Annotated in this window: 20 protein-coding genes; 7 read left to right on the forward strand and 13 right to left on the reverse strand. The window is 60.9% G+C overall.

Annotated elements, in window-relative coordinates; all coding sequences use genetic code 11:
- Both J7E36_RS04795 and J7E36_RS04800 read right to left on the reverse strand, forming a co-directional pair.
- The coding region (locus tag J7E36_RS04795) for a filamentous hemagglutinin N-terminal domain-containing protein (RefSeq protein WP_215000409.1) at positions 1 to 998 on the reverse strand (998 nt) is incomplete at its 3' end.
- Positions 999 to 1,036: 38 nt separating this feature from the next.
- Positions 1,037 to 2,743 carry a ShlB/FhaC/HecB family hemolysin secretion/activation protein gene (locus tag J7E36_RS04800; protein ID WP_215000412.1) on the reverse strand — a complete coding sequence of 569 codons (1,707 nt, stop codon included), beginning with the start codon at positions 2,741 to 2,743 and terminating at the stop codon, positions 1,037 to 1,039.
- A 281-nt stretch (positions 2,744 to 3,024) separates the two neighbouring features.
- On the opposite strand from J7E36_RS04800, the gene J7E36_RS04805 reads away from it, so the two are divergent.
- Complete coding sequence (locus J7E36_RS04805) at positions 3,025 to 3,297, forward strand: hypothetical protein (protein ID WP_215000414.1); 273 nt, start codon at positions 3,025 to 3,027, stop codon at positions 3,295 to 3,297.
- An 89-nt stretch (positions 3,298 to 3,386) separates the two neighbouring features.
- Here J7E36_RS04805 and J7E36_RS04810 read toward each other — a convergent pair whose 3' ends face one another.
- The gene (locus J7E36_RS04810) at positions 3,387 to 4,733 is read right to left on the reverse strand and encodes a DEAD/DEAH box helicase (RefSeq protein ID WP_215000416.1); all 1,347 of its coding nucleotides are present in this window, start codon (positions 4,731 to 4,733) and stop codon (positions 3,387 to 3,389) included.
- Between the two features lie 192 nt (positions 4,734 to 4,925).
- Between J7E36_RS04810 and J7E36_RS04815 the strand changes: the two genes are divergently transcribed.
- Entirely contained in the window at positions 4,926 to 6,224 is a 1,299-nt protein-coding gene (locus tag J7E36_RS04815) for a mechanosensitive ion channel family protein (RefSeq protein WP_215000418.1), read from the forward strand.
- 389 nt (positions 6,225 to 6,613) lie between these two features.
- Here J7E36_RS04815 and J7E36_RS04820 read toward each other — a convergent pair whose 3' ends face one another.
- Complete coding sequence (locus J7E36_RS04820; RefSeq protein WP_215000420.1) at positions 6,614 to 7,258, reverse strand: hydrolase; 645 nt, start codon at positions 7,256 to 7,258, stop codon at positions 6,614 to 6,616.
- 156 nt (positions 7,259 to 7,414) lie between these two features.
- Here J7E36_RS04820 and J7E36_RS04825 point away from each other — a divergent pair, with 156 nt between their 5' ends.
- Positions 7,415 to 8,302, forward strand: a complete 888-nt coding sequence (locus J7E36_RS04825) for a LysR family transcriptional regulator (RefSeq protein WP_215000422.1) — start codon at positions 7,415 to 7,417, stop codon at positions 8,300 to 8,302.
- Here the strand turns inward: J7E36_RS04825 and J7E36_RS04830 are convergent.
- The 3 genes from J7E36_RS04830 to J7E36_RS04840 all read right to left on the reverse strand — a co-directional run bounded on the left by J7E36_RS04830 (position 8,295) and on the right by J7E36_RS04840 (position 10,578).
- Complete coding sequence (locus tag J7E36_RS04830) at positions 8,295 to 9,158, reverse strand: carboxylate/amino acid/amine transporter (RefSeq protein ID WP_215000424.1); 864 nt, start codon at positions 9,156 to 9,158, stop codon at positions 8,295 to 8,297. The two genes, J7E36_RS04825 and J7E36_RS04830, sit on opposite strands and share 8 nt — an antisense overlap.
- Before the next feature lie 355 nt (positions 9,159 to 9,513).
- A complete protein-coding gene (locus J7E36_RS04835; protein ID WP_215000426.1) occupies positions 9,514 to 10,113 on the reverse strand; it encodes an FMN-dependent NADH-azoreductase in 600 nt (199 codons plus the stop codon).
- A gap of 150 nt (positions 10,114 to 10,263) precedes the next feature.
- Positions 10,264 to 10,578 (reverse strand): 3-phosphoglycerate kinase, encoded by a 315-nt coding sequence (locus tag J7E36_RS04840; protein ID WP_215000428.1) that lies wholly within the window; start codon positions 10,576 to 10,578, stop codon positions 10,264 to 10,266.
- A gap of 50 nt (positions 10,579 to 10,628) precedes the next feature.
- On the opposite strand from J7E36_RS04840, the gene J7E36_RS04845 reads away from it, so the two are divergent.
- The 4 genes from J7E36_RS04845 (at position 10,629) to J7E36_RS04860 (ending at position 14,853) form a co-directional block, all read left to right on the forward strand.
- Entirely contained in the window at positions 10,629 to 11,552 is a 924-nt protein-coding gene (locus tag J7E36_RS04845) for a LysR family transcriptional regulator (RefSeq protein WP_215000431.1), read from the forward strand.
- A 13-nt stretch (positions 11,553 to 11,565) separates the two neighbouring features.
- The gene (locus J7E36_RS04850) at positions 11,566 to 12,369 is read left to right on the forward strand and encodes an alpha/beta fold hydrolase (RefSeq protein ID WP_215000433.1); all 804 of its coding nucleotides are present in this window, start codon (positions 11,566 to 11,568) and stop codon (positions 12,367 to 12,369) included.
- A 4-nt stretch (positions 12,370 to 12,373) separates the two neighbouring features.
- The gene (locus tag J7E36_RS04855; RefSeq protein WP_215000435.1) at positions 12,374 to 12,937 is read left to right on the forward strand and encodes a peptidylprolyl isomerase; all 564 of its coding nucleotides are present in this window, start codon (positions 12,374 to 12,376) and stop codon (positions 12,935 to 12,937) included.
- Between the two features lie 83 nt (positions 12,938 to 13,020).
- Complete coding sequence (locus J7E36_RS04860) at positions 13,021 to 14,853, forward strand: ABC transporter ATP-binding protein (protein WP_215000437.1); 1,833 nt, start codon at positions 13,021 to 13,023, stop codon at positions 14,851 to 14,853.
- A 56-nt stretch (positions 14,854 to 14,909) separates the two neighbouring features.
- On the opposite strand, the gene J7E36_RS04865 is transcribed toward J7E36_RS04860, so the two are convergent.
- The 6 genes from J7E36_RS04865 to J7E36_RS04890 all read right to left on the reverse strand — a co-directional run bounded on the left by J7E36_RS04865 (position 14,910) and on the right by J7E36_RS04890 (position 21,142).
- Positions 14,910 to 16,034: a GNAT family N-acetyltransferase gene (locus J7E36_RS04865; RefSeq protein WP_215000439.1), complete on the reverse strand. Its 1,125-nt coding sequence runs from the start codon at positions 16,032 to 16,034 to the stop codon at positions 14,910 to 14,912.
- Between the two features lie 150 nt (positions 16,035 to 16,184).
- Positions 16,185 to 17,273 (reverse strand): RHS repeat-associated core domain-containing protein, encoded by a 1,089-nt coding sequence (locus tag J7E36_RS04870; RefSeq protein WP_231286530.1) that lies wholly within the window; start codon positions 17,271 to 17,273, stop codon positions 16,185 to 16,187.
- A gap of 191 nt (positions 17,274 to 17,464) precedes the next feature.
- Positions 17,465 to 18,808: an OprO/OprP family phosphate-selective porin gene (locus tag J7E36_RS04875; RefSeq protein WP_215000443.1), complete on the reverse strand. Its 1,344-nt coding sequence runs from the start codon at positions 18,806 to 18,808 to the stop codon at positions 17,465 to 17,467.
- A gap of 288 nt (positions 18,809 to 19,096) precedes the next feature.
- Entirely contained in the window at positions 19,097 to 19,333 is a 237-nt protein-coding gene (locus J7E36_RS04880; RefSeq protein ID WP_215000445.1) for an anti-sigma factor family protein, read from the reverse strand.
- The gene (locus J7E36_RS04885) at positions 19,327 to 19,938 is read right to left on the reverse strand and encodes an RNA polymerase sigma factor (RefSeq protein WP_215000447.1); all 612 of its coding nucleotides are present in this window, start codon (positions 19,936 to 19,938) and stop codon (positions 19,327 to 19,329) included. The genes J7E36_RS04880 and J7E36_RS04885 overlap by 7 nt, the downstream gene beginning before the upstream one ends.
- Before the next feature lie 82 nt (positions 19,939 to 20,020).
- Complete coding sequence (locus J7E36_RS04890; RefSeq protein WP_215000449.1) at positions 20,021 to 21,142, reverse strand: beta-ketoacyl-ACP synthase III; 1,122 nt, start codon at positions 21,140 to 21,142, stop codon at positions 20,021 to 20,023.
- Positions 21,143 to 21,374: the final 232 nt, after the last annotated feature.

The raw sequence follows: 21,374 nt of genomic DNA on the forward strand, positions 1-21,374 counted from the left end.
GTGCCATAGACCGCGCCTTGCACGTTGGCACCGGCCGCCTTGACGTTGACCGCGCCCGTGGCCGAGGTATCGGCCAGGCTCAATTGCCCGTTGGCGTCGAGCTGGATATCCCCACCACTGGCGATCAGCTTGCCGTCGAGTTTCACGCCGACACCGGCCTCGGTGCCCACCAGCTTGATGGCGCCGGCGTACATGCCGCCCAGGGCCGAGGAGTCGATGGCCAGTTGCGGTTTGGTGCTGCCGTCGTCGGCGCGGGCAGTGGCGTTGAGGGTGTCGGCGTTGACGTCGTTGCGTCCGGCCACAATCGTCAGGTTTTTCGCCTGGATCTCGGCGTTGATTTTCGCGCTGCGGGTGATGATTTCGAAGCGGTCGACGTTGCTGGCGTTGAGGCCGGCGCCTTCGACGGTGACGCTGCCCTGGTCCACTTGATAGCGGTCGAGCCGACCGTTTTCCACCACCGGTTTGCCGGTGCTCAAGGTCACTTGCGGGCTGTTGATGAAGCCGCAGCCGTTGCAGGTGATGCCGTAGGGGTTGGCGACGATGACCCGGGCCGACTGCCCCGCCACTTCGGTGTAGCCACGCAACTGGCTGGGGTTGCCGCCGTTGACTTCGTTGAGGATGGTGGTGGCAGCGGAACCTTGAAGATTAGGGTTGCCGAGGATGATCCCGCCCAGTTGGGTGGACTGGGTGCGGGCGGTGGCGTTGTTGAGGATCACGCCGTTGGTGCCGACGTTGTAATCCTGGAACTGGTTGTGGGACAGGCCGTTGCCGTTGGGCGTGGCGATGTTGACGATCGGCACGCCGTTGCCCGCCTGACCGAGACTGGTGCCCGGCGCACTGACCACGATACCGTCGGCCTGGGCCCACATCGGTTGCCAGAACATGACGTTGGCCAGCAGAAACGCCAGGCCGCGCTTGGGCATGCCCAGGAACGAGTCGCGGGTTTTCAGGGCAGCAGAAGGCTGGCGGGCCAGGAAGGCGTATTGGCGATCGTCCATGGTCAAGTCTCGTTACAGCGAAATGTGAAGAAGCTGATTTAAAAAGCGGTATCCACCCGGAAGTAGATCGGCGCTTCGCGCTCGGTCAGGGCATCCGGACGTTCCAGGGAGTGGGCGAAGGTGACGCTGGCGGTGAGGTGTTGGCCGCGGGCGAACACCTCCACCGAATTGCTCGACATACGCCCGTGCTGATCGCCGTTGTAGCGATCACTGCGAATCACGCCCTGGTCATACCCGAGGCTGGTGCCGTACTCGGCAAACACCGGGCGCAGCCATTCCAGGGTCACCGGGCGACTCCAGCGCAGGTCGTTGCGCCAGTAGCCGCCGCTGTCACCGGACAGCGACTGGTCCTTGTAACCGCGAATCGACGACTGCCCACCCAGGCTCATGCGCTGCGGGCTGAACAGCACGTCTTCGCTGCGCTGGCCGGTCATCAGGCTGCTGAAGCTGAAGGACTCGTTCCACAGTTTGAACGGCAGCAGGTAACTGGCGGTGGCGGTGTATTTGCGATAGCGGGCGTCGGCCTGGCCGGGGCCCGGGTCGTTGTCGTCCTGGGCGTCGAAGGCACCGATGCCTTGCTGCATGCCCAGGTCGAGGTTGACGAAGGCACTGCCGACCCGCCGGCCATGGTTGATGCCGAACTGCGCTTCGCTCAGGCGATTGCTGCTGACCGCGAGTTTGCTGCCTTCGATGAAGTTGTTGCTGCGCAGGTAAGCCAGGCCGGTGTTGAGGGAGGTCTTGCTCAGCACGTCGCGGTGGATCACCCGCTCGACCCGCAACTGATGGTTCTGGCTATCGCCGGTTTGCTTGAAGTTGAAACCGTTGGCGGCGATCTGCGAGCGGTACTCGCTCTGGCTGTAGGTGTAGCTGACGTTCCACCAGCCAAACGGCAGGTTGTAGTAGAGCATCGCGTTGTTGGAGGTGTGCTGGTGGTCGGTCATTGCGTCGTGACCGCCGCGCAGCATCAGTTGATCGGCCAGGCCCAGCGGGCTGTCCCACTCCAAGCTGCTGCCCCACTGCTGCTCGCCGGTGCTGCGCTGGCCGTCGTTGCTGCGCGACAGGCCGGCGCGCCAAGGCTTCTGCGGATCGTTGGTGACGCGCACTTCGCTACCACCGACGTTCTGGCCGGGGGTCAGTTCCATTTTCGCCTGGTTCGACGGCAGGCGATTGAGCTGGTCCACCATCTGTTCGATCTCTCGAAGGTTGACCAACTCGCCGGTCTTGCCGGGAAAGGCCATCGCCAGTTCACGATCTGACAGCTGGCTGTTCTCGGCGCCCTTCAAACCTTCGAGCCGTCCCTCGACCACCAGCACTTGCAGGTGCCCGCCGGACAAATCCTGCTGCGGCAGGTAGGCGCGGCTGGTGACCAGGCCTTTCTCGATGTAGTAGTCGGTGATGACTTTGAGCAATTCGTTGAGCTGGGTCACGCCCAGGCATTGGCCAATGTAAGGCTTGAACAGCGCCTCGCGCTCGCCGCTGGAAAGGCTGTCGGCGCCCTTGAGTTCGATGGTCTTGATGGGAAAGCAACGGGTGTCGGCAGGCGCTGTCGGCGGGGTCGGTTTCGCTTCCTTGCCTGGCAGGTCCTTGAGTTCCTCCAGCCGCCGTTGCTGCTCTTCGAGCAGGCGATTCTGGCGCTCGCGGATCAGGTCGGTTTCACCGGGTGTGGGCGCGGCGTAAGCGATGGTTGGCAGAGAAAGGCACAGCAAAGCCAGGCACAACCTCGCCCAGGGGGCGGGTGAAGACATGTTCGATCCCTCGATCAAAAGCGATATCAAAATAGCGGCGCGATGTTAATGAGCCACCATTTTGACGTCAATTAAAAATTCGAGTTTTCAGCCTAATGCCAGGACCATCGACCTGAAATTGGATCCTTTCCGAAAACAAGGTGCGAAGTATCCGGTGGGGAGGCAGGAAGGCTCCTGTGACCATGAAAGACAAAAGTGCCGCACACCCTGCACTAATGAACTTTCATCCCTTGCTCGGCCTCAACTTCTTACCTGCCCAACACCGAATACGAGGCCCATCCATGAAAACCCTCATCAGACTGACCGTCGCCGCCACGCTCGCCTGCGCCCTGCCCGCCTGGGCCTGCACGCCCGAGGAAGCCACCGCCAAGCGTGAGCAGTTGGCCCAGCAAGTCACCCAGCTCACCCAGCAGAACCCGGCCAAGGCCAAGGAAATCAATGATGAGTTGCAGGGCATGGACCTGGAGACGGCCAGCAAGGATTTGCCGGACAAGTGCCAACTGATCGATAAGCGCCTGCAAGAGTTGAAGGAGGCGCAGAAGAAGGCAGGGTAATCCCACCTTTTGTGGCGAGGGAGCTGAAGATTTGCGTATAAAAAAACCGGACCCAAGGTCCGGTTTTTTTATGGAGCGCTACAGCCCATTCACTCGGCTGCCGGAGCCTCTGGCTTGCGGCGCTTGAGCGGGGCCATGCCGTCTTTGCTCACCAGCGACGGAACGTCGGCTTTCGGGCGGTTGGCGGTTTTGCGTTTGGTCGGGGCCTTGGCGGCGGTTTTTTTCTTGTCGCCCTTGGCGTCGACCTTTTTCTTCTTCACGCCCACGGCCTTGCCCGAGGCCTTGACCTTTTTCGGTCCGCCGTAGGTGCCTTTGACTTCCTTGATGGTGCGGCGCTCGAAGCTCTGCTTGAGGTAGCGCTCGACGCTCGACATCAAGTTCCAGTCGCCGTGGCAGATCAGCGAGATCGCCAGGCCGTCGTTGCCGGCACGGCCGGTACGACCGATGCGGTGTACGTATTCGTCACCGCTGCGGGGCATGTCGAAGTTGATGACCATGTCCAGGCCGTCCACGTCCAGGCCGCGCGCGGCGACGTCAGTGGCGACGAGGATCTTCACGCCGCCTTGCTTGAGGCGATCGATCGCCAGCTTGCGGTCTTTCTGGTCCTTCTCGCCGTGCAGCACGAACGTCTTGTATTCCTGAGCCACCAGGCGGCCGTAGATGCGGTCGGCCATCGCCCGGGTGTTGGTGAACACAATGGCTTTTTCGTAGGTTTCGTTGGCGAGCAGCCAGTTCAATATCTGTTCTTTGTGGACATTGTGGTCAGCCGTGATGATCTGCTGACGCGTCGTGGAATTCAGTTGGCTAACCGCGTTGAGCTGCAAGTGCTCAGGGTTGTTCAGCACCTTGGCGACCATTTCCCGCAGGCCCGAACCGCCAGTGGTGGCAGAGAACAGCATGGTCTGCTGGCGGTTGACGCACTCGTCCACCAGGCGCTGCACGTCTTCGGCAAAGCCCATGTCCAGCATGCGGTCGGCTTCGTCCAGCACCAGCACTTCGACTTCTTTCAGGTCGAGGTTGCCGGCGTTCAATTGCTCGATCATTCGCCCTGGGGTGCCGATCAGGATGTCCGGCACCTTGCGCAGCATGGCGGCCTGGACCTTGAAGTCTTCGCCGCCGGTGATCAGGCCGGACTTGATGAAGGTGAACTGCGAGAAGCGTTCCACTTCCTTCAAGGTCTGCTGGGCCAGCTCACGGGTCGGCAGCAGGATCAGGGTCTTGATGCTGACGCGGACCTTGGCCGGGCCGATCAGGCGGTTGAGGATCGGCAGCACGAACGCGGCGGTCTTGCCACTGCCGGTCTGCGCCGTCACCCGCAGGTCACGCCCTTGAAGCGCGAGCGGGATAGCCGCTGCCTGCACGGGCGTTGGCTCGACAAATTTAAGCTCGGCCACGGCTTTGAGCAGGCGTTCGTGCAGGGCGAATTCGGAAAACACGGGTGCTACCTCGAAGAAATGCAAAAAAACAGCTGCATAGGGTAACGGTTTCGAGCTCGAAGGCCGAGTTTCTTTATGCAAACGCCGACAATCAGTGGCATTTTTCGCAGCCGGTTTACCCGTAATGGTCACTTGGGCAGGCTTAAATGCTCTAATCCACCGTCGCATTTCTATAGAAGACCCGTTTCGTCCATGGACATCAAACAGCTCTGGCTCAACCTCCAAGACCTCTGGGGCGCCCTCGATCAGCACCCGCTCCTGCATTCCAGCCTCGCGTTGGTGTTGCTGCTGGCGATTGCGCTGGTGCTTGGGCGCGTGGCGCGCTACCTGATCCTGCACGGCGCCAAACTGCTCGGTCGCCAGCCGGCCTTGCATTGGGTCAACGACCTGCGCCAGAACAAGGTCTTCCATCGCCTGGCACAGATGACACCGTCGCTGATCATCCAGTTCGGCCTGCACCTGGTGCCGGAACTGAGCAAGACCAGCATGATTTTCCTGGGCAACGTCGCCCTGGCGTTCACCATCCTGTTCATGGTGCTGAGCCTGAGCGCCTTGCTCAGCGCCTTGCTGGACGTGTACGCGCGCACCGAGCACGCCCGTACCCGCTCGATCAAGGGTTACGTGCAACTGACGAAAATGGTGCTGTATGTGTTCGGCGCGATCATCATCGTCGCCACCCTGATCGACCGCTCGCCGCTGTTGCTGCTGTCGGGCTTGGGTGCGATGTCGGCGGTGATCCTGTTGGTGTACAAGGACACACTGCTGTCATTCGTCGCCAGCGTGCAACTGACCAGCAACGACATGTTGCGGGTCGGCGACTGGATCGAAATGCCCCAGGTCGGCGCCGACGGTGATGTGGTGGACATCACCCTGCACACGGTCAAGGTGCAGAACTTTGACAAGACCATCGTCTCGATCCCGACCTGGCGCCTGATGTCCGAATCGTTCAAGAACTGGCGCGGCATGCAGCAATCCGGCGGACGACGAATCAAGCGCAGCCTGTTCATCGACGCCAGCGGTGTGCGCTTCCTGCATGACGAGGAAGAACAGCGCCTGACCCAGGTTCGCCTGCTGACCGACTACATCAGCCGCAAGCAGGCCGAACTCAAGGCTTGGAACGAAGCCCAGGGCAACGTCGCGGCCATGTCGGCCAACCGTCGACGCATGACCAACCTGGGCACCTTCCGCGCCTACGCCCTGGCCTATTTGAAAAGCCATGCCGAGATCCAGCCGAACATGACCTGCATGGTCCGCCAGTTGCAAACCACGGCCCAGGGCATCCCACTGGAAATCTACTGTTTCACCCGCACCACCGTGTGGGCCGACTACGAGCGTATCCAGGGAGATATTTTCGATTACCTGCTGGCGGTGATGCCGGAGTTCGGCTTGAACCTGTATCAGCAGCCCAGCGGCACGGACTTGCGCTCAGGGTTGCTGCCGGCGGTGTTGGGGGCGAGTCACCTGCCGGAGCCGCAGAAGCAGTTGGTTTGAACTCACGGGTGAGCCCCTGTGGGAGCCGAGCTTGCTCGCGATGAAGGGGGTTCAGTCACATCCATGTTGAATGTGCTGCCGTCATCGCGAGCAGGCTCGCTCCCACAGGTCCGGCGGTGCACTCGGATGGCTCACACACCCCAATCCACTGTGGGAGCGGGCTTGCTCGCGAAAGCGGCGGATCTGCCACAGGGATACTGAATGGACCACCGCCTTCGCGGGCAAGCCCAGCTCCCACAGGTCCGGCGGTGCACTCGGATGGCTCACACACCCCCAAGCCACTGTGGGAGTGAGCCTGCTCGCGATGGCGGTGGTTCAGTCACATCCATGTCGAATGTGCTGCCGTCATCGCGAGCAGGCTCGCTCCCACAGGGTATGCCGCTACAGGGTTATTTGGCCTGGCGCTGCGGTGCCTTGTGCACCATGGTGTAGGCGTAATCCACACCCATGCCGTAGGCGCCGCTGTGTTCCAACACCAGCTCCATCACCGCCTCATACGTGTCTTTGTGTGCCCAGTCACGTTGGTATTCCAGCAACACTTGTTGCCAGGTCACCGGTACCGCACCGGCCTGAATCATCCGCTGTACCGACATGTCGTGGGCTTCTTTGGTGGTGCCGCCGGAAGCGTCGGTGACGATGTACACCTCATAACCTTCAGCCAGTGCTTCCAGGGCCGGGAAGGTCAGGCAGACCTCGGTCCAGAGCGCTGCGATGATCAGTTTCTTGCGGCCGGTCGCTTTCACCGCGTCGACCAAGGCCTTGTCTTCCCAGGAGTTCATCGACGTGCGTTCGATGGGTTTCTGGTCCGGGTGAACCGCCAACAACTCAGGCCAGATGTAGCCGCTGAAGCTTTCGGTCTCGACCGAGGTGTAGATCGTCGGCACGTTGAAGATCTTCGCTGCCTTGGCCAGGCCAACGGTGTTGTTCTTCAAGGTCTGGCGGTCGATGGACTGCACGCCGAAGGCCATTTGTGGCTGGTGGTCGATCAGGATCAGGGCAGAGTTGGTTGGATTCAGCAGTTCGCGGTTAGACATGATGCGTTCCTTTTAATGTCGATAGTTCAATGGGTTAGATGAGTGTCTTGTTGCCTTGGCAGTGATGTCGTCGGCATGGGTGCTACTTTAGGGGCTAGCACTTTAAGGGACAATTACCTAAAATCGAGAATCATTGATTCTAAAACAGGGACAATCATGGATCGCATCGAATGCATGCGCGCGTTCGTCGTCACGGTCGGCGAAAACGGCTTCGCTGCCGCTGCACGGGCCATGGACGTACCGAGGTCGAAAGTCAGCAAGCAGATCCAGGCCCTGGAAGAAGCGATCGGCGTGCAACTGCTGCAACGCACCACCCGCAGCCTGCACCTCACCGAAGCCGGTGCGGAGTACTTTGAAGCGGCACGAGAGGTGCTCGCCTCACTGGACGAGGCGGAGCAGCGGGCCCGGGACGGGATTGGTGAGCTGCGCGAGGTGTTGCGGGTCAACGCGCCGATGTCGTTCGGCCTGCGACGGCTGGGCAAATTGATCCCGCTGTTCCATGAACGGCATCCGAACATCGAGCTGCAAGTGGTGCTCAGCGACCAGCAGGTCGACCCGGTGCGCGGTGGTTTCGACGTGACCATCCGCATCGCCAGCATGCCCGATTCGACCATGATCGCCCGGCAACTGGCGCCAGCGCCGCGCATCATGGTCGCCGCCCCCGCCTACCTGGCGCGCGCGGGCGTGCCGCAGACGCCCCAGGACCTGCGCGACCACCAATGCCTCAACTACGGCTATCTGCAGAGTGGCGTGAGCCTGCAATTGTGCAACGGCAAGGAGACGCAACGGGTCACGGTCACCGGCCCCTTGCACGTCAACAACGGCGACCTGCTGGCCCAGGCTGCCGAGGCCGGCATGGGCATTGCGCTGCTGCCGGATTTCATCGTCGAGGACGGTTTGGCGGCCGGGCGCCTGGTGCCGGTGCTCTGCGAATGGCAGGCACCGGCAATCAGCATCAATGCGGTGTATTCGTCTGGCCGGCGCCTGCCGCAGAAAACCCGGACATTCATTGAATTCCTGGTAGAGCAGTTGGCGACTAAATAGCCGGCGATCTGCGCAGGCCCAATCGGCTGATCCACACCGCCGCCAGGATGACTGCGCCGCCCAGGAACAACCGGCCCAGTTCCTCGTGCTGGTTCCAGATCAGCAGGTTGAGCAACAGCCCCACCGGCACGTGCAGGTTATTCATCACCGCCAGCGTCCCGCCGTTGACCAGGCATGCGCCTTTGTTCCACCAGTACAGCCCCAACGCCGTGGAAACCAGGCCGAGGAACACCAGTACAGCCCATTGCAGCGGGGCTTCGGGCCAGAAGTTGGCCTTGCCGAACAGCAGGAAGGCCGGCAACGCGACCGCCAGCGCGCCGAGGTAGAAGTAGCCGAATCGCCGATAATGCGGCAGGTCGCTCGGGTGCCGGGCCACCAGGTGCTTGTACAGCACCTGCCCGGCCGCGTAGGTGAAGTTGGCCAGTTGCAGCAGCAAAAATCCCATGAAGAAATCCGGGTTGATCCGGTCGTAGCGAATCACCGCCGCACCGGTCACGGCCACCAGCGCCGCGATCAGCGCCCAGGGATTGAAGCGACGGTTCAGTGCGTCTTCGATCAGCGTCACGTGCAACGGCGTGAGGATTGTGAAGAGCAACACTTCCGGCACGCTCAATACCCGGAAGCTCAGGTACAGGCAGACGTAGGTCACGCCGAACTGCAAGGCACCGATCACCAGCATGCCGCGCATGAACGACGGCTCGACCTGGCGCCAGCGCGTCAACGGAATGAACACCAGCCCCGCCAGCAGGACCCGTACCAGCACGGCGAAATAACTGTCCACATGCCCAGCCAGGTACTCGCCGATCAGGCTGAAGGAAAATGCCTGGATCAACGTCACAAAAAGTAGATAGCCCATACGCCCCCCGTTTCGAATGGCGGCGAAGATAGCGGTTTTGCCCTGTGGGGGCGAGCTTGCTCGCGATGGCGGCCTGTCAGTCAACACATGTGCTGGCTGAACCGGCGCTATCGCGAGCAGGCTCGCTCCCACAACAGCCGAGGGCAAATCCAATACCTGCATTTACACACCCATCCATAGGGGGCTTGTGTGTGAGTGGAATGGCGGGCAAAAAAAAGCCCGATCTCGCTTAAGCGTTCAATCGGGCTACGGCACTCAGGAGCAATAAGTGCAAAGGGAGGTTCGATGCGCAAAACAGCTTGAAGGGAAGCGCCAGGTCACTAGACCACCTGGCGATTACCCGAGGATTAACGGATCAGGCGACCTGGGACAGTTTGGCGTGGGCCTGACTAAGGCCCTTCTCCTGGAAGTCGCCGCCCAGGTTCATGCCCTCGGCATGGATGAAGGTCACGTCGTGGATGCCGATGAAGCCCATGACCTGGCGCAGGTACGGTTCCTGATGGTCAGTGCTGCCGCCGGCATGGATGCCGCCGCGAGCGGTCAGCACAAAAGCGCGTTTGCCAGTCAGAAGCCCCTGGGGGCCGGTGGGGGTGTATTTGAAGGTCACGCCGGCACGCAGCACGTGGTCGAGCCAGGCTTTCAAGGTGCTCGGGATGGCGAAGTTGTACATCGGCGCAGCCATCACCAGTACATCGGCGGCCAGCAGTTCATCGGTCAACTGGTTGGAACGTTCCAGCGAGGCGTTCTCGATGTCGTTGCGCTGCTCGACAGGCTTCATCCAGCCGCCCAGCAGGTTGGCGTCCAAATGCGGCACCGGGTTGATCGCCAGGTCACGGACGCTGATTTCATCGGCCGGGTGCGCGGCTTTCCACTGGTTGATGAAGGTCTGGGTCAGTTGACGGGAAACCGAGTCTTGCTGGCGGGCACTGCTTTCGATGATCAGAACGCGGGACATGGCTTGTAGGCTCCATCTGAGAATGTTGTAAGTCGATGGAGTGAAGGTTAAACATGATCATATCGATGAAAAAGCGCAAATAACTGCTATAAAGCATCGATAAATTCGTTTATAAGCAGAGCAAGGCCCGCGCCTTGCGCCGCCACTCGATTATTTCGGCTGGCAGGTCAGCACGATGCGCAGCTTGATGATGTTGCGATTGAACTTGGCCGTGGCGTTCTTGAACTTGCCGGCGGCGACTTCGATCTTGCGGGTGCGCGGCGCTTCAGGGCCGTTGCGAAAGACCACGGTGCAGGCCGCGTCGGTGCTGCCGTAGTTGTTGACCTGAATCGAGCCGATGTCGGCATCGGTGTCATACGCGTTGTAATCGATGCTCAGGCCGTTGAGGTGTTTTTCCACATCGATCGGGTACGCAAAGGCAGTCAGCGGCAACAAGGCCAGCACCACACAACAGATTTTTTTCATTCGGCAGTCTCCACCCGGGGACCGTCAGCTTAGGACAAGAGGAGCTCAATGTGAAAGCGCCCCGCGTGACCCTTGATCAATGGCGAACATTACAGGCCGTGGTGGACCACGGCGGTTTCGCCCAGGCCGCCGAGGTGTTGCACCGCTCCCAGTCATCGGTCAGCTACACCGTGGCCCGCATGCAGGATCAGCTCGGCGTGCCGTTGCTGCGCATCGATGGACGCAAGGCCGTATTGACCGAGGCCGGCGGTGTATTGCTGCGGCGTTCCCGGCAGTTGGTGAAGCAGGCCAGCCAACTGGAAGACCTGGCCCACCACATGGAACAAGGCTGGGAAGCCGAAGTGCGCCTGGTGGTTGACGCCGCCTACCCCACCGCTCGCCTCGTGCGGGCGCTGACGGCGTTCATGCCGCAGAGCCGCGGCTGCCGGGTGCGGCTGCGTGAAGAGGTGCTGTCGGGGGTGGAAGAAGTGCTGCTCGAAGGCGTGGCCGACCTGGCGATCAGCGGCTTCAGTATCCCGGGTTACCTGGGTGCTGAATTGAGCGACGTGGAGTTCGTCGCGGTGGCCCATCCCGAACACGCCCTGCATCGGCTCAACCGCGAGCTGAGTTTCCAGGACCTGGAAAGCCAGTTGCAGGTAGTGATTCGCGACTCCGGCCGCCAGCAACCCAAGGATGTCGGCTGGCTCGGCGCCGAGCAGCGCTGGACCGTCGGCAGCCTCGCCACCGCCGCCAACTTCGTCGGCAGCGGCCTGGGCTTCGCCTGGCTACCCCGCCATATGATCGAACGGGAACTCAAGGAAGGTCTGCTCAAGCGTCTACCCTTGGAACAGGGCGGCTGCCGCAATTCAACCTTCTATCTGTTTTCGAACAAGGAAAAACCCCTGGGCCCCGCCACGCAGATCCTCGTCGAACTGCTGCGCACCTTCGATACCGCCCCCCTGGACGCGCCGTTCGCCGCTCCTGAACAAGCCTGACAAGGAGTCACCGATGGCCTGCTTCGAACATGAAGGTTGCCACCTGCACTACGAGGAATACGGCCAGGGCGCGCCCTTGCTGCTGGTCCATGGCCTGGGCTCCAGCACCCGGGACTGGGAAAAGCAGATCCCGCAGCTATCCGCCCACTATCACGTAATCGTGATGGACGTGCGCGGCCACGGGCGCTCCGACAAACCCCGTGATCGCTACAGCATCAAAGGCTTCAGCGCCGACCTGAGCGCCTTGATCGAACACCTGGGCCTGGATGCGGTGCATCTGGTGGGCTGGTCCATGGGCGGCATGATCTGTTTTCAACTGGCGGTGGATGAACCCGGGCGGGTCAAGAGCCTGTGCATCGTCAACAGCGCGCCCGAAGTCAAGGTCCGCACGCCAAACGACTGCTGGCAATGGTTCAAGCGCTGGAGCCTGATGCGTATCCTCAGCCTGGAAACCATCGGCAAGGCCTTGGGTGCCAAGCTGTTTCCCAAGCCCGAGCAAACCGGGTTACGCCTGGAAATGGCCCGGCGCTGGGCAAAGAACGACAAACGTGCTTATCTCGCCAGTTTCGACGCCATCGTGGGCTGGGGCGTTCAGGAACGACTGTCACAGGTCGCCTGTCCAACCCTCGTTATTTGCGCCGACCACGACTACACCCCGGTGGCGCTGAAAGAAGCCTATGTGCAGCTACTGCCGAATGCGCGACTGGCGGTCATCGCCGATTCACGGCACGCTACCCCGCTGGACCAACCCGAACGCTTCAACCAGACCCTGCTCCAATTTCTGACCGCAACCGACTCCACCACTCAGGATCACTGACCCCATGCTGAAAAAACTCGCCCTCGCCGCCGGTACCGTTCTGTTCGCCGCCAACCTGATGGCTGCGCAACCGACCAAGGCGCCCCACGTACTGCTGGACACCACCAATGGCCAGATCGAAATCGAACTGGACCCGGTCAAGGCGCCCATCAGTACCAAGAATTTTCTTGAGTACGTGGACAGCGGCTTCTACAACAACACGATTTTTCACCGCGTGATCCCGGGCTTCATGGCCCAGGGCGGCGGCTTCACCCAGCAGATGCAGCAAAAGGACACCAAGGCGCCGATCAAGAACGAAGCCAGCAATGGCCTGCATAACGTTCGCGGCACGTTGTCGATGGCCCGCACGTCCAATCCGAACTCGGCCACCAGCCAGTTCTTCATCAACGTTGCCGACAACGCGTTCCTCGATCCGGGCCGTGACGCCGGTTACGCGGTGTTCGCCAAAGTGGTCAAGGGCATGGACGTGGTGGACATCATCGTCAACTCCCAGACCACCACCAAACAAGGCATGCAAAACGTGCCAATCGACCCTGTGATCATCAAGTCGGCCAAGCGCATCGACTGAAGAGGCACACGGCAAGCCTGAGCGGCGCCGGCGATCCCGCGCCGCTCATAGCAAAAGGAGAGCCCCTGCCAGGGCATTGACTGATGGTTTATCGCTACTTCGAAAAACTGATCGACATCTTCCGCGACGCCCCCACCTCTGCACCACCGGACCGCGTCCTGCCCTTCTACACGTACTACCTGAAACAGGTCTGGCCCAGCTTCGCCGTGCTGCTGGTGGTGGGCCTGGTGGGTGCGCTGATCGAGGTGGCGCTGTTCAGCTACCTGAGCCGCATCATCGACCTGGCCCAAGGCACACCCAACGTGGACTTCTTCAGGATCCACGGCGTGGAACTGGCCTGGATGGCCGTGGTGGCGCTGGTTTTGCGGCCCATTTTCGTAGCCCTGCATGACCTGCTGGTGCACCAGACCCTGAGCCCCGGCATGACCAGCCTGATCCGCTGGCAGAACCACAGCTACGTGCTCAAGCAGAGCCTGAATTTCTTCCAGAACGACTTCGCCGGGCGCATCGCCCAGCGCATCATGCAGACCGGCAACTCCCTGCGCGACTCAGCGGTACAGGCCGTGGATGCGTTGTGGCACGTGCTGATCTACGCCATCAGCTCGCTGGTGCTGTTCGCTGAAGCCGACTGGCGCCTGATGATCCCGCTGCTGCTGTGGATCGCCGCCTACATCGGTGCCCTGTGTTACTTCGTGCCGCGGGTCAAGGAGCGCTCGGTGGTGTCGTCCGATGCGCGCTCCAAGCTCATGGGCCGGATCGTCGACGGCTACACCAACATCACCACCCTGAAGCTGTTCGCCCATACCAACTTCGAACAGCAATACGCCCGCGAGGCGATCCAGGAGCAGACCGAAAAAGCCCAACTGGCCGGCCGCGTGGTGACCAGCATGGACGTGGTCATCACCAGCATGAACGGCCTGCTGATCGTCGGCACCACTGGCCTGGCGTTGTGGCTGTGGACCCAGTCGCTGATCAGCGTGGGGGCGATTGCCCTGGCGACCGGGCTGGCGATTCGCATCGTCAACATGTCCGGCTGGATCATGTGGGTGGTCAACGGCATCTTCGAAAACATCGGCATGGTCCAGGACGGCCTGCAGACCATCGCCCAGCCGGTCAGCGTCACCGACCGCGACCAGGCCAAGCCCCTGGCGGTGGCCCGTGGCGAGGTGCGCTTCGAGCAGGTGGATTTCCACTACGGCAAGAAAAGCGGTGTGATCGGCGACCTCAACCTGGTGATCGAACCCGGCGAGAAAATCGGCCTGATCGGTCCGTCCGGCGCGGGTAAATCCACCTTGGTGAACCTGCTGCTGCGCCTCTATGACGTGCAGGGCGGACGCATTCTCATCGATGGCCAGGACATTGCCGAGGTGAGCCAGGAAAGCCTGCGCGAGCGCATCGGCATGATCACCCAAGACACCTCGCTGCTGCACCGCTCGATTCGCGACAACCTGCTCTACGGCAAGCCCGACGCCACCGACGCGCAACTCTGGGAAGCCGTGCACAAGGCCCGCGCCGATGAGTTCATCCCGCTGCTGTCGGACGCCGAAGGGCGCACCGGTTTCGATGCCCATGTGGGCGAGCGCGGCGTGAAGCTGTCCGGCGGCCAGCGCCAACGCATCGCCATCGCGCGGGTGCTGCTCAAGGACGCGCCGATCCTGATCATGGACGAAGCGACGTCAGCGCTGGACTCGGAAGTCGAGGCCGCGATCCAGGAAAGCCTCGAAACGCTGATGCAAGGCAAGACCGTGATCGCCATCGCCCACCGCCTTTCCACCATCGCCCGGATGGACCGTCTGGTGGTGCTGGAAAACGGCCGCATCGCTGAAACCGGCAGCCACGCCGAACTGCTGGCGCACGGCGGGTTGTATGCACGGTTGTGGCAGCATCAGACGGGTGGGTTTGTGGGGATTGATTGAGCATTCACTTGTGGCGAGGGAGCTTGCCCCCTCGCCACGGGTGTCAGGCTGCCGGCTCAACCCTGCCGATAAGGCAGTGCAGTCCTGGCCTCTTCGGCATACGCCAACACCCCCTCGTGCTCGCGCACAAGAAAGTCCGCCACCGCTGCCTTCAACCCCGGATGGCGCAGGTAATGCCACGACCGGGTGATCACCGGCTCGAACCCGCGAATCAACTTGTGCTCGCCCTGGGCGCCGGCGTCAAAGCGCTGCAAGCTGTGGGCAATCGCGTAGTCCATGCCTTGGTAGAAACACGTCTCGAAATGCAGCCGGTCGAACTCGGCCAGGCAGCCCCAGTACCGCCCGTAGAAACTGTCCCCACCCACCAGGCTGAACGCCATCGCCACCGGCCGTGAACCCTGCTTGGCGAGCACCACGCGAATGGCCTCGGGCATGCGCTCGGCCAACAGGCTGAAGAATGCCCGGGTCAGGTACGGCGCCTGCCGACGCATCGCATAGGTGTTGGCGTAACAGGCGTAGACAAAATCCCACTGCGCCTCGCCCAGTTGCTGACCCTCTAGCCATTCGAACTCGATGCCCTGCCCCGCCACCTGCTCGCGATCCTTGCGCATCTGCTTGCGCTTGCGGGAACTGAGGGCGTCGAGAAAATCCTGGAAGTCGCGGTAACCGCGATTCTGCCAGTGGTACTGACAGCCGATCCGTTGCAGCCAACCCTCCTGCCCGGCCAGCGCCGCATCGGTGAACGCATCGGTGAAGTTGATGTGGGCGCTGGAAAGCCCTTCGATCTCCAGATAACCCGGCAGGCTGCCCAACAACTCCAGACCATCCTCCCCCTGAGCCGTCAACAGACGCGGCCCGCTGACCGGACTGAACGGCACCGCCGTCAACAACTTGGGGTAATAATCGATCCCGGCCCGGGCACAGGCATCGGCCCAGCCGTGGTCGAACACATATTCACCGTAGGAATGCCACTTGCGGTAACTGGGCAGGGCCGCCAGCAGACGCCCATCTTCAATGTGCAGCAAATGCTCGGCTTGCCAGCCGGATTGCGGGCCGAGGCTGGCGCTGTCTTCCAGGGTGCTGAGGAAGGCGTGGCGCAGGAAGGGTTGATTGGCGGGCACCAGTGCGTCCCATTCCTGGGGGGCGATGGTGGAGAGGGTGTCCAGTACGTGAAGCGGCATGCGGTTCCTCGACATCCGGGCGGCGGTGGGGCGAGTATCGCCGATCTGGGCTGAATGATACGAGGAACAGGTACTTTTCGACGACCTGACTGATCATTGATTTGAACCAGACGGCATCAGACCTCGTCTATACGTGCGCAACGCTCGCTATCAAGAGTCCCGCGCTCCCATAAAATCGACACCCAAATAACTCCTGATTACTTTCGGGTCGCGGTTGTGAGTTCTTATTTCCTCAACTTTATTGGCTTGCCAGTGTAAAAAATCAGCATTTTTTTCTTTCGCCCGCCTACGCTCTAACACGGCCAATCTTTCTGAAGAATTCTTGGCCGCTTCTCGCCCATATTTAGTTATTAATTTTTCTCCTTGATGCTCTTTAGCAAAGCTATGCGCCAGATGATCTTTCTCGTAGAACCTTTGGTACATGGAATATTTTTCTGCATCCTTATTCTTGAACTTCGCAGCGAGCTCCAACTGCAAATCAGCCCTTCTCTCCAATCTATTGACATCTTTAGGCCGGATAGGAAGCAGGCTCGTCGACCTGGTTTTTTCATGCGGGTTGAGGCGGAGAACGCTGGGCAACTCCTTAGCACCCGGAGTTGCAGTGGTAATTCTATTTGATCCGAATAAACCTCTAAAGCTACGGGAGAAAAAACCCAAGACAGTATGCCCCGTCGGATCCACGTTATTTATCGGATCCCCCACACAATACATATACGCATTCAAGCCCCCCTCACCAAACGGGCTCAAGTTATCCGGGCTGTGAAATCGCATCAACAAAGGGTTGAAGACTCGGTAGCCATTGCCCAGCAGATACCAACCGGTTTGTGTCTCACGTCGTTCGCCGTTGTAACCCAGATGAAAGTTCACCGAGGCATGCCCCGAACGATGGCCGTACGCTGAATACGCGATGTTTTTGACAGCCCCCTGGCTGACGTCACTCAACACGCTGTTCTTGTCGTCGCCCGCCAACAGCATGGCCCCTGGACCACCGCCGGTCCGGTGCTCGGCAAGTACAACCCCCTCGACGCGGACGAAAGTGGTGTTGATGTTCCCGTTGATTTCATTCGCCAGTTCATTGCTTCGGTAAAACCGCTGCTCTCTGCCGGCGGAGGTCGTTCGGCCAATCAAGTTGTCCAGCGCGTCATAGTGAAAACCGTCAGTCGTTTCGTTGCGTGAAACCTCGGAATCGCTGATAGAGCCAATGGACCCAAGCTGCCCTGCTTTATCTGAACCCGCCATGTCGTTCTCCGCGTGAGCCATTGCGACTGGATAAAGTAAGCACCCTTTCCAGGGGCCCCGAAACTGTCAGAGTTGACAGGTGGTTACCCATACAGCGAGGCCAAAAAACCAGCTCAAAAAAAACCCCGCCAGCGGCGGGGTTCAAAGGAGCGTTAACGGATGAAGGTAGAGCGGTGTATCAGGTACGTGGCTTAGAACACGTACTGGGCGCGGACTACGAAACCGTCGCCGTTGTCATCGCCGGTACGTCGTGCCGGTGTCGTGCCGCTGGCGGCGGTGGCGTTGGTGACGTTATCGGTCTTGGCCTTGATGTAGGCGGCGGAGATTTTCACCGCTTCGTTGGCGTACCAGTTCACACCCAGGTTGTGCACCTTGACTTCGGCATCGCCGACGTCACGGGTCAGGCTGGCGGTGGTGATGTTGTCGTCTTCGACCGTCAGGCTGTCGTAGCGATAGAACACTTCCCAGGCGCCGATGGATTTGTTGGCGGGCTTGATTGCATCAAACTTGCCGACTTTATAGCCGCGGGCCTCGCCGGTCAGGGTGTAGGCGCCCTGTACGTAGAAGCCGTGGCCCTTGATGTCGTCGAAAGCGCTGCTGTCAGCCTTGGTCTTGCGGGCAACGTATTCACCCTGGATCGACGCTGGGCCCATGGCGAAAGCGGCTTCCAGGCCAAAAGCATTGTCACGGTCGTAGGAGCCGGCCGGCGAGGTGGAGCTACCGCCCAGCACCGGACGGTTGCCGTTGGTGCCGGCGTCGTTGCCGCCCAGGGTTTCGACGCCACGCATGCCCATGCGGGTGCGATAACGCGAATCGAATGCAGTGTCGGACACATCACGCGAGGCCACGTTCACACCGAAGTGCAACACGTTACCGGCGTCGTGCATCGGCGCAAAAACGAAGCGACCGTTGACTTGCTTGACACTGTTGCCGTCGGTGTCGTCGGTGTCTTTGCTGAACACACCGGCCGAGGCGTAGAACGAGTCAGCGAAGGTGCTCGAGGCTTGCAGACCCAGGCCATTCTGGTGGCTGTTGGCCCAGTCGATCATGTCATAGGCGGCGTTGCGCTCAGGCGCGGTGACCCACTTGGAACTGGTGGCTTTTTCCAGGCCGAAGTCGGGGTCGAAACGGCCGACCTTGATCGACACTGGCTTGAAGCCGTTGTAGGCCAGCGACGCTTCGTCGAAGTAGCCGTTGTCGGCGTCGCCGCTGTTGTGGGACATGTCGTAGTTGATGGTGTAGGCCCAATCCGTGTACAGCACGCCGGACAGTTCCAGGAAGCCGCGACGGATGTAAGCGGCGTCGGCGCTGTCCCCGTTCTTGGTGTAGACGCCGTCGAACTGGCTGTAGTCAGCCTGCAAACGACCGCCGAGCTTGAAGCTGAACTCTTTGTCGGTGGTTGCGACCTCAAGGCCGCCCTTGGTCTTGACCACGATATCGGCGCCGTCGGTGGTGACGGTGCCGGCGAAAGCCTGGGCGGTTACTGCCATTGCCAGTGCGCTGGCGGCAACACCTGCGAAGTGCTTACGGATCATCGAAGAATTCCCCTAGTTGGTAGTCTATGCGTTAGAAAACACGCGGAACTGGGCCCGCTGGTGTTGGGAGGGATCTTGGCGATGGGTTGTGTCAGGCGAGTTGCTATCACATAAAGATTTTATGACAACGGAACTTTTTACTTCGAAAGGGAATAAACAGACGGGGCCATGCCCCCTGTGGGAGCGAGCCTGCTCGCGATAGCGGTGGATCAGAAACAGCAAGGCTGACTGACCCACCGCTATCGCGAGCAGGCTCGCTCCCACAGGGGGTTTTGTGTTTGTCGAAGCTTAGCGGCTGGATCGACGACGCTCGGCCGCCAGCTTTTCAGCCAGGTGATCGAGGTTGGGCACGGGCGGTTCGGGGAGCTTTCTCAGGGTCGCCTGCATCAGGCGCATCTGGCGGATGAAGCGTCGGCAATTTGGGCAGAACATCAGGTGATGGCGCACCATCAGGCGTTCACGAAAACTCAGTTGGCCGTCGAGATAATCGCTGGAGCGCGCCACTTGTTCCTTGCAGGTCAGCATTCGCCGGTTTCCTCGAAATGTTCCACGGTCGCGAAGACCTTCAGCCGGGCGCGATGCAGCAGCACACGGACGTTGGAGAGCGAGATGTCGAGAAGATTACAGATTTCTTCCAGCTCCAGCCCCTGGCGTTCACGCAGGGTCAGGACGCTGCCCTGCAGCTCCGACAGGCTGAGCAAGGTGTGCTCCAGGCAGTCACGCAGTTCACTTTCGGTAAGCAGTGCTTCCGGGGTGTCCTGGTGCCAGGCGAACGGTGCCAGCAACCAATGGCCATCGGCGGCGAAACGCTCATCGCCGAGGGAGCCGTGGGGCGACGGCAGATCATCGAGCAGCACTTCCCGACGGTTCTGCTTGTAGCGGCTTTTGGCAGCGTTGGCGGTGATCGTCAGCAGCCAGGTCTTGAGGCTGGAACGCCCCTGGAAACCGCCGAGATTGCGCACCACCGACAGCCAGGCGTCCTGCACCACTTCATCGGCATGCCGGCTGCCGACAATGGCATAGGCGACCGCACGCATGGGGCTCTGGTAGGTGCTGACCAGTTCCTTGTAGGCGCGCTGCTCGCCGGCCAGCAGGCGCTGGAGCAGTGGGGTGTCGTCAGTGGCGGTCATTCCACCTCTCACATGGCAAATGTTGCTGTGGCGAGGGGACTTACCCCCCTCACCCCAGTAAGTTCTCCAATCACAAACCGGATCAATGCTTACGCAAAATCACACTGCCAATCGAATAACCGGCACCAAACGAGCTGAGGACGGCCACCGAGCCACTCGGCAGATCATCCTGGTACAAATGGAAGGCAATGACCGAACCCGCCGAACTGGTATTGGCGTAGCGGTCGAGGATCACCGGCGCTTCCTCTTCGCTGGCTTCACGGCCCAGCAATTTGCGCACGATCAGGTGGTTCATGCTCAGGTTGGCCTGGTGCAGCCAGAAGCGCTTTACCTGGCTGACGTTCAACTGGTTCTCTTCCAGATGGGCGCCGATCAGTTCGGCGACCATCGGGCAGACGTCGCGGAACACCTTGCGGCCTTCCTGGACGAACAGTTTGTCACGCGAGCCGACGCCCTCCTCCGCCGCGCGGTTGAGGAAACCGAAGTTGTTGCGGATGTTGTTGGAGAACTTGGTGAGCAACTTAGTGCTGACCACGTCGAACTGGTGCTTGGAGGTCGCGTGGTCAGCGCGCTCGATGATCACTGCGGTCGCCGCGTCACCGAAGATGAAGTGGCTGTCGCGGTCACGGAAGTTCAGGTGACCGGTGCACACTTCCGGGTTGACCATCAGGATCGCCCGGGCCTGGCCCAGTTGCACGCTGTTGGCGGCCGCCTGGATGCCGAAGGTGGCCGAGGAGCAGGCCACGTTCATGTCGAAGCCGAAACCGCCGATGCCCAGGGCTTCCTGGACTTCGATGGCGATGGCCGGGTACGGGCGCTGCAGGTTGGAACAGGCGACGATCACGCCATCGATATCGGCGGCGGTACGACCGGCGCGTTCCAGGGCCTGTCTGGCGGCACCGACGGCCATTTCGCAGAGTACCGACCATTCGTCATTGGAGCGCTCGGGCAGGCGCGGGGTCATGCGCTGCGGGTCGAGGATGCCGTCCTTGTCCATGACGAAGCGGCTCTTGATGCCGGAGGCCTTTTCAATGAACGCCGCATTGGATTCGGTCAACGCCTCGACCTCACCGCGCTCGATGGCGTCAGCGTTGTCGGCGTTGAACTGGGCGACATAGGTGTTGAACGATTGCACCAGCTCTTCGTTGGAGATGCTGTTGGCCGGGGTGTACAGGCCGGTGCCGCTGATGACGACGTTATGCATGGTCGTGTCTCTGATCTGTTCAGGCAGAAAGCATTGGCACCGACGTACCAACACACAAAGGGACTTTTCCCATCCGGGGGAAGCAGCCCTGGCAGCGCTTTATTCCGATCCGCCCGGGGAATTGAAGCTCAAAACCGCGGGACCGGCATTTATAGCCGCGAAGTTTGCCATAAACCCTGGCATTTGGCCCATGGTCCATCAATCCAGACACAAAACCCCTGTGGGAGCGAGC

The sequence above is a fragment of the Pseudomonas fluorescens genome (assembly GCF_018614775.1).
GTDB lineage: Bacteria > Pseudomonadota > Gammaproteobacteria > Pseudomonadales > Pseudomonadaceae > Aquipseudomonas > Aquipseudomonas fluorescens_BY.

Bases quoted from the DNA above. Each gene is read 5' to 3' on its own strand.
- J7E36_RS04880 (WP_215000445.1), bottom strand. From the start codon at position 19,333: ATGCTGACCTGCAAGGAACAAGTGGCGCGCTCCAGCGATTATCTCGAC.
- J7E36_RS04855 (WP_215000435.1), top strand. From the start codon at position 12,374: ATGCTGAAAAAACTCGCCCTCGCCGCCGGTACCGTTCTGTTCGCCGCC.
- J7E36_RS04850 (WP_215000433.1), top strand. From the start codon at position 11,566: ATGGCCTGCTTCGAACATGAAGGTTGCCACCTGCACTACGAGGAATAC.
- J7E36_RS04820 (WP_215000420.1), bottom strand. From the start codon at position 7,258: ATGTCTAACCGCGAACTGCTGAATCCAACCAACTCTGCCCTGATCCTG.
- J7E36_RS04890 (WP_215000449.1), bottom strand. From the start codon at position 21,142: ATGCATAACGTCGTCATCAGCGGCACCGGCCTGTACACCCCGGCCAAC.
- J7E36_RS04870 (WP_231286530.1), bottom strand. From the start codon at position 17,273: ATGGCGGGTTCAGATAAAGCAGGGCAGCTTGGGTCCATTGGCTCTATC.
- J7E36_RS04830 (WP_215000424.1), bottom strand. From the start codon at position 9,158: ATGGGCTATCTACTTTTTGTGACGTTGATCCAGGCATTTTCCTTCAGC.
- J7E36_RS04825 (WP_215000422.1), top strand. From the start codon at position 7,415: ATGGATCGCATCGAATGCATGCGCGCGTTCGTCGTCACGGTCGGCGAA.
- J7E36_RS04815 (WP_215000418.1), top strand. From the start codon at position 4,926: ATGGACATCAAACAGCTCTGGCTCAACCTCCAAGACCTCTGGGGCGCC.
- J7E36_RS04860 (WP_215000437.1), top strand. From the start codon at position 13,021: ATGGTTTATCGCTACTTCGAAAAACTGATCGACATCTTCCGCGACGCC.
- J7E36_RS04800 (WP_215000412.1), bottom strand. From the start codon at position 2,743: ATGTCTTCACCCGCCCCCTGGGCGAGGTTGTGCCTGGCTTTGCTGTGC.
- J7E36_RS04875 (WP_215000443.1), bottom strand. From the start codon at position 18,808: ATGATCCGTAAGCACTTCGCAGGTGTTGCCGCCAGCGCACTGGCAATG.
- J7E36_RS04835 (WP_215000426.1), bottom strand. From the start codon at position 10,113: ATGTCCCGCGTTCTGATCATCGAAAGCAGTGCCCGCCAGCAAGACTCG.
- J7E36_RS04865 (WP_215000439.1), bottom strand. From the start codon at position 16,034: ATGCCGCTTCACGTACTGGACACCCTCTCCACCATCGCCCCCCAGGAA.
- J7E36_RS04805 (WP_215000414.1), top strand. From the start codon at position 3,025: ATGAAAACCCTCATCAGACTGACCGTCGCCGCCACGCTCGCCTGCGCC.
- J7E36_RS04885 (WP_215000447.1), bottom strand. From the start codon at position 19,938: ATGACCGCCACTGACGACACCCCACTGCTCCAGCGCCTGCTGGCCGGC.
- J7E36_RS04840 (WP_215000428.1), bottom strand. From the start codon at position 10,578: ATGAAAAAAATCTGTTGTGTGGTGCTGGCCTTGTTGCCGCTGACTGCC.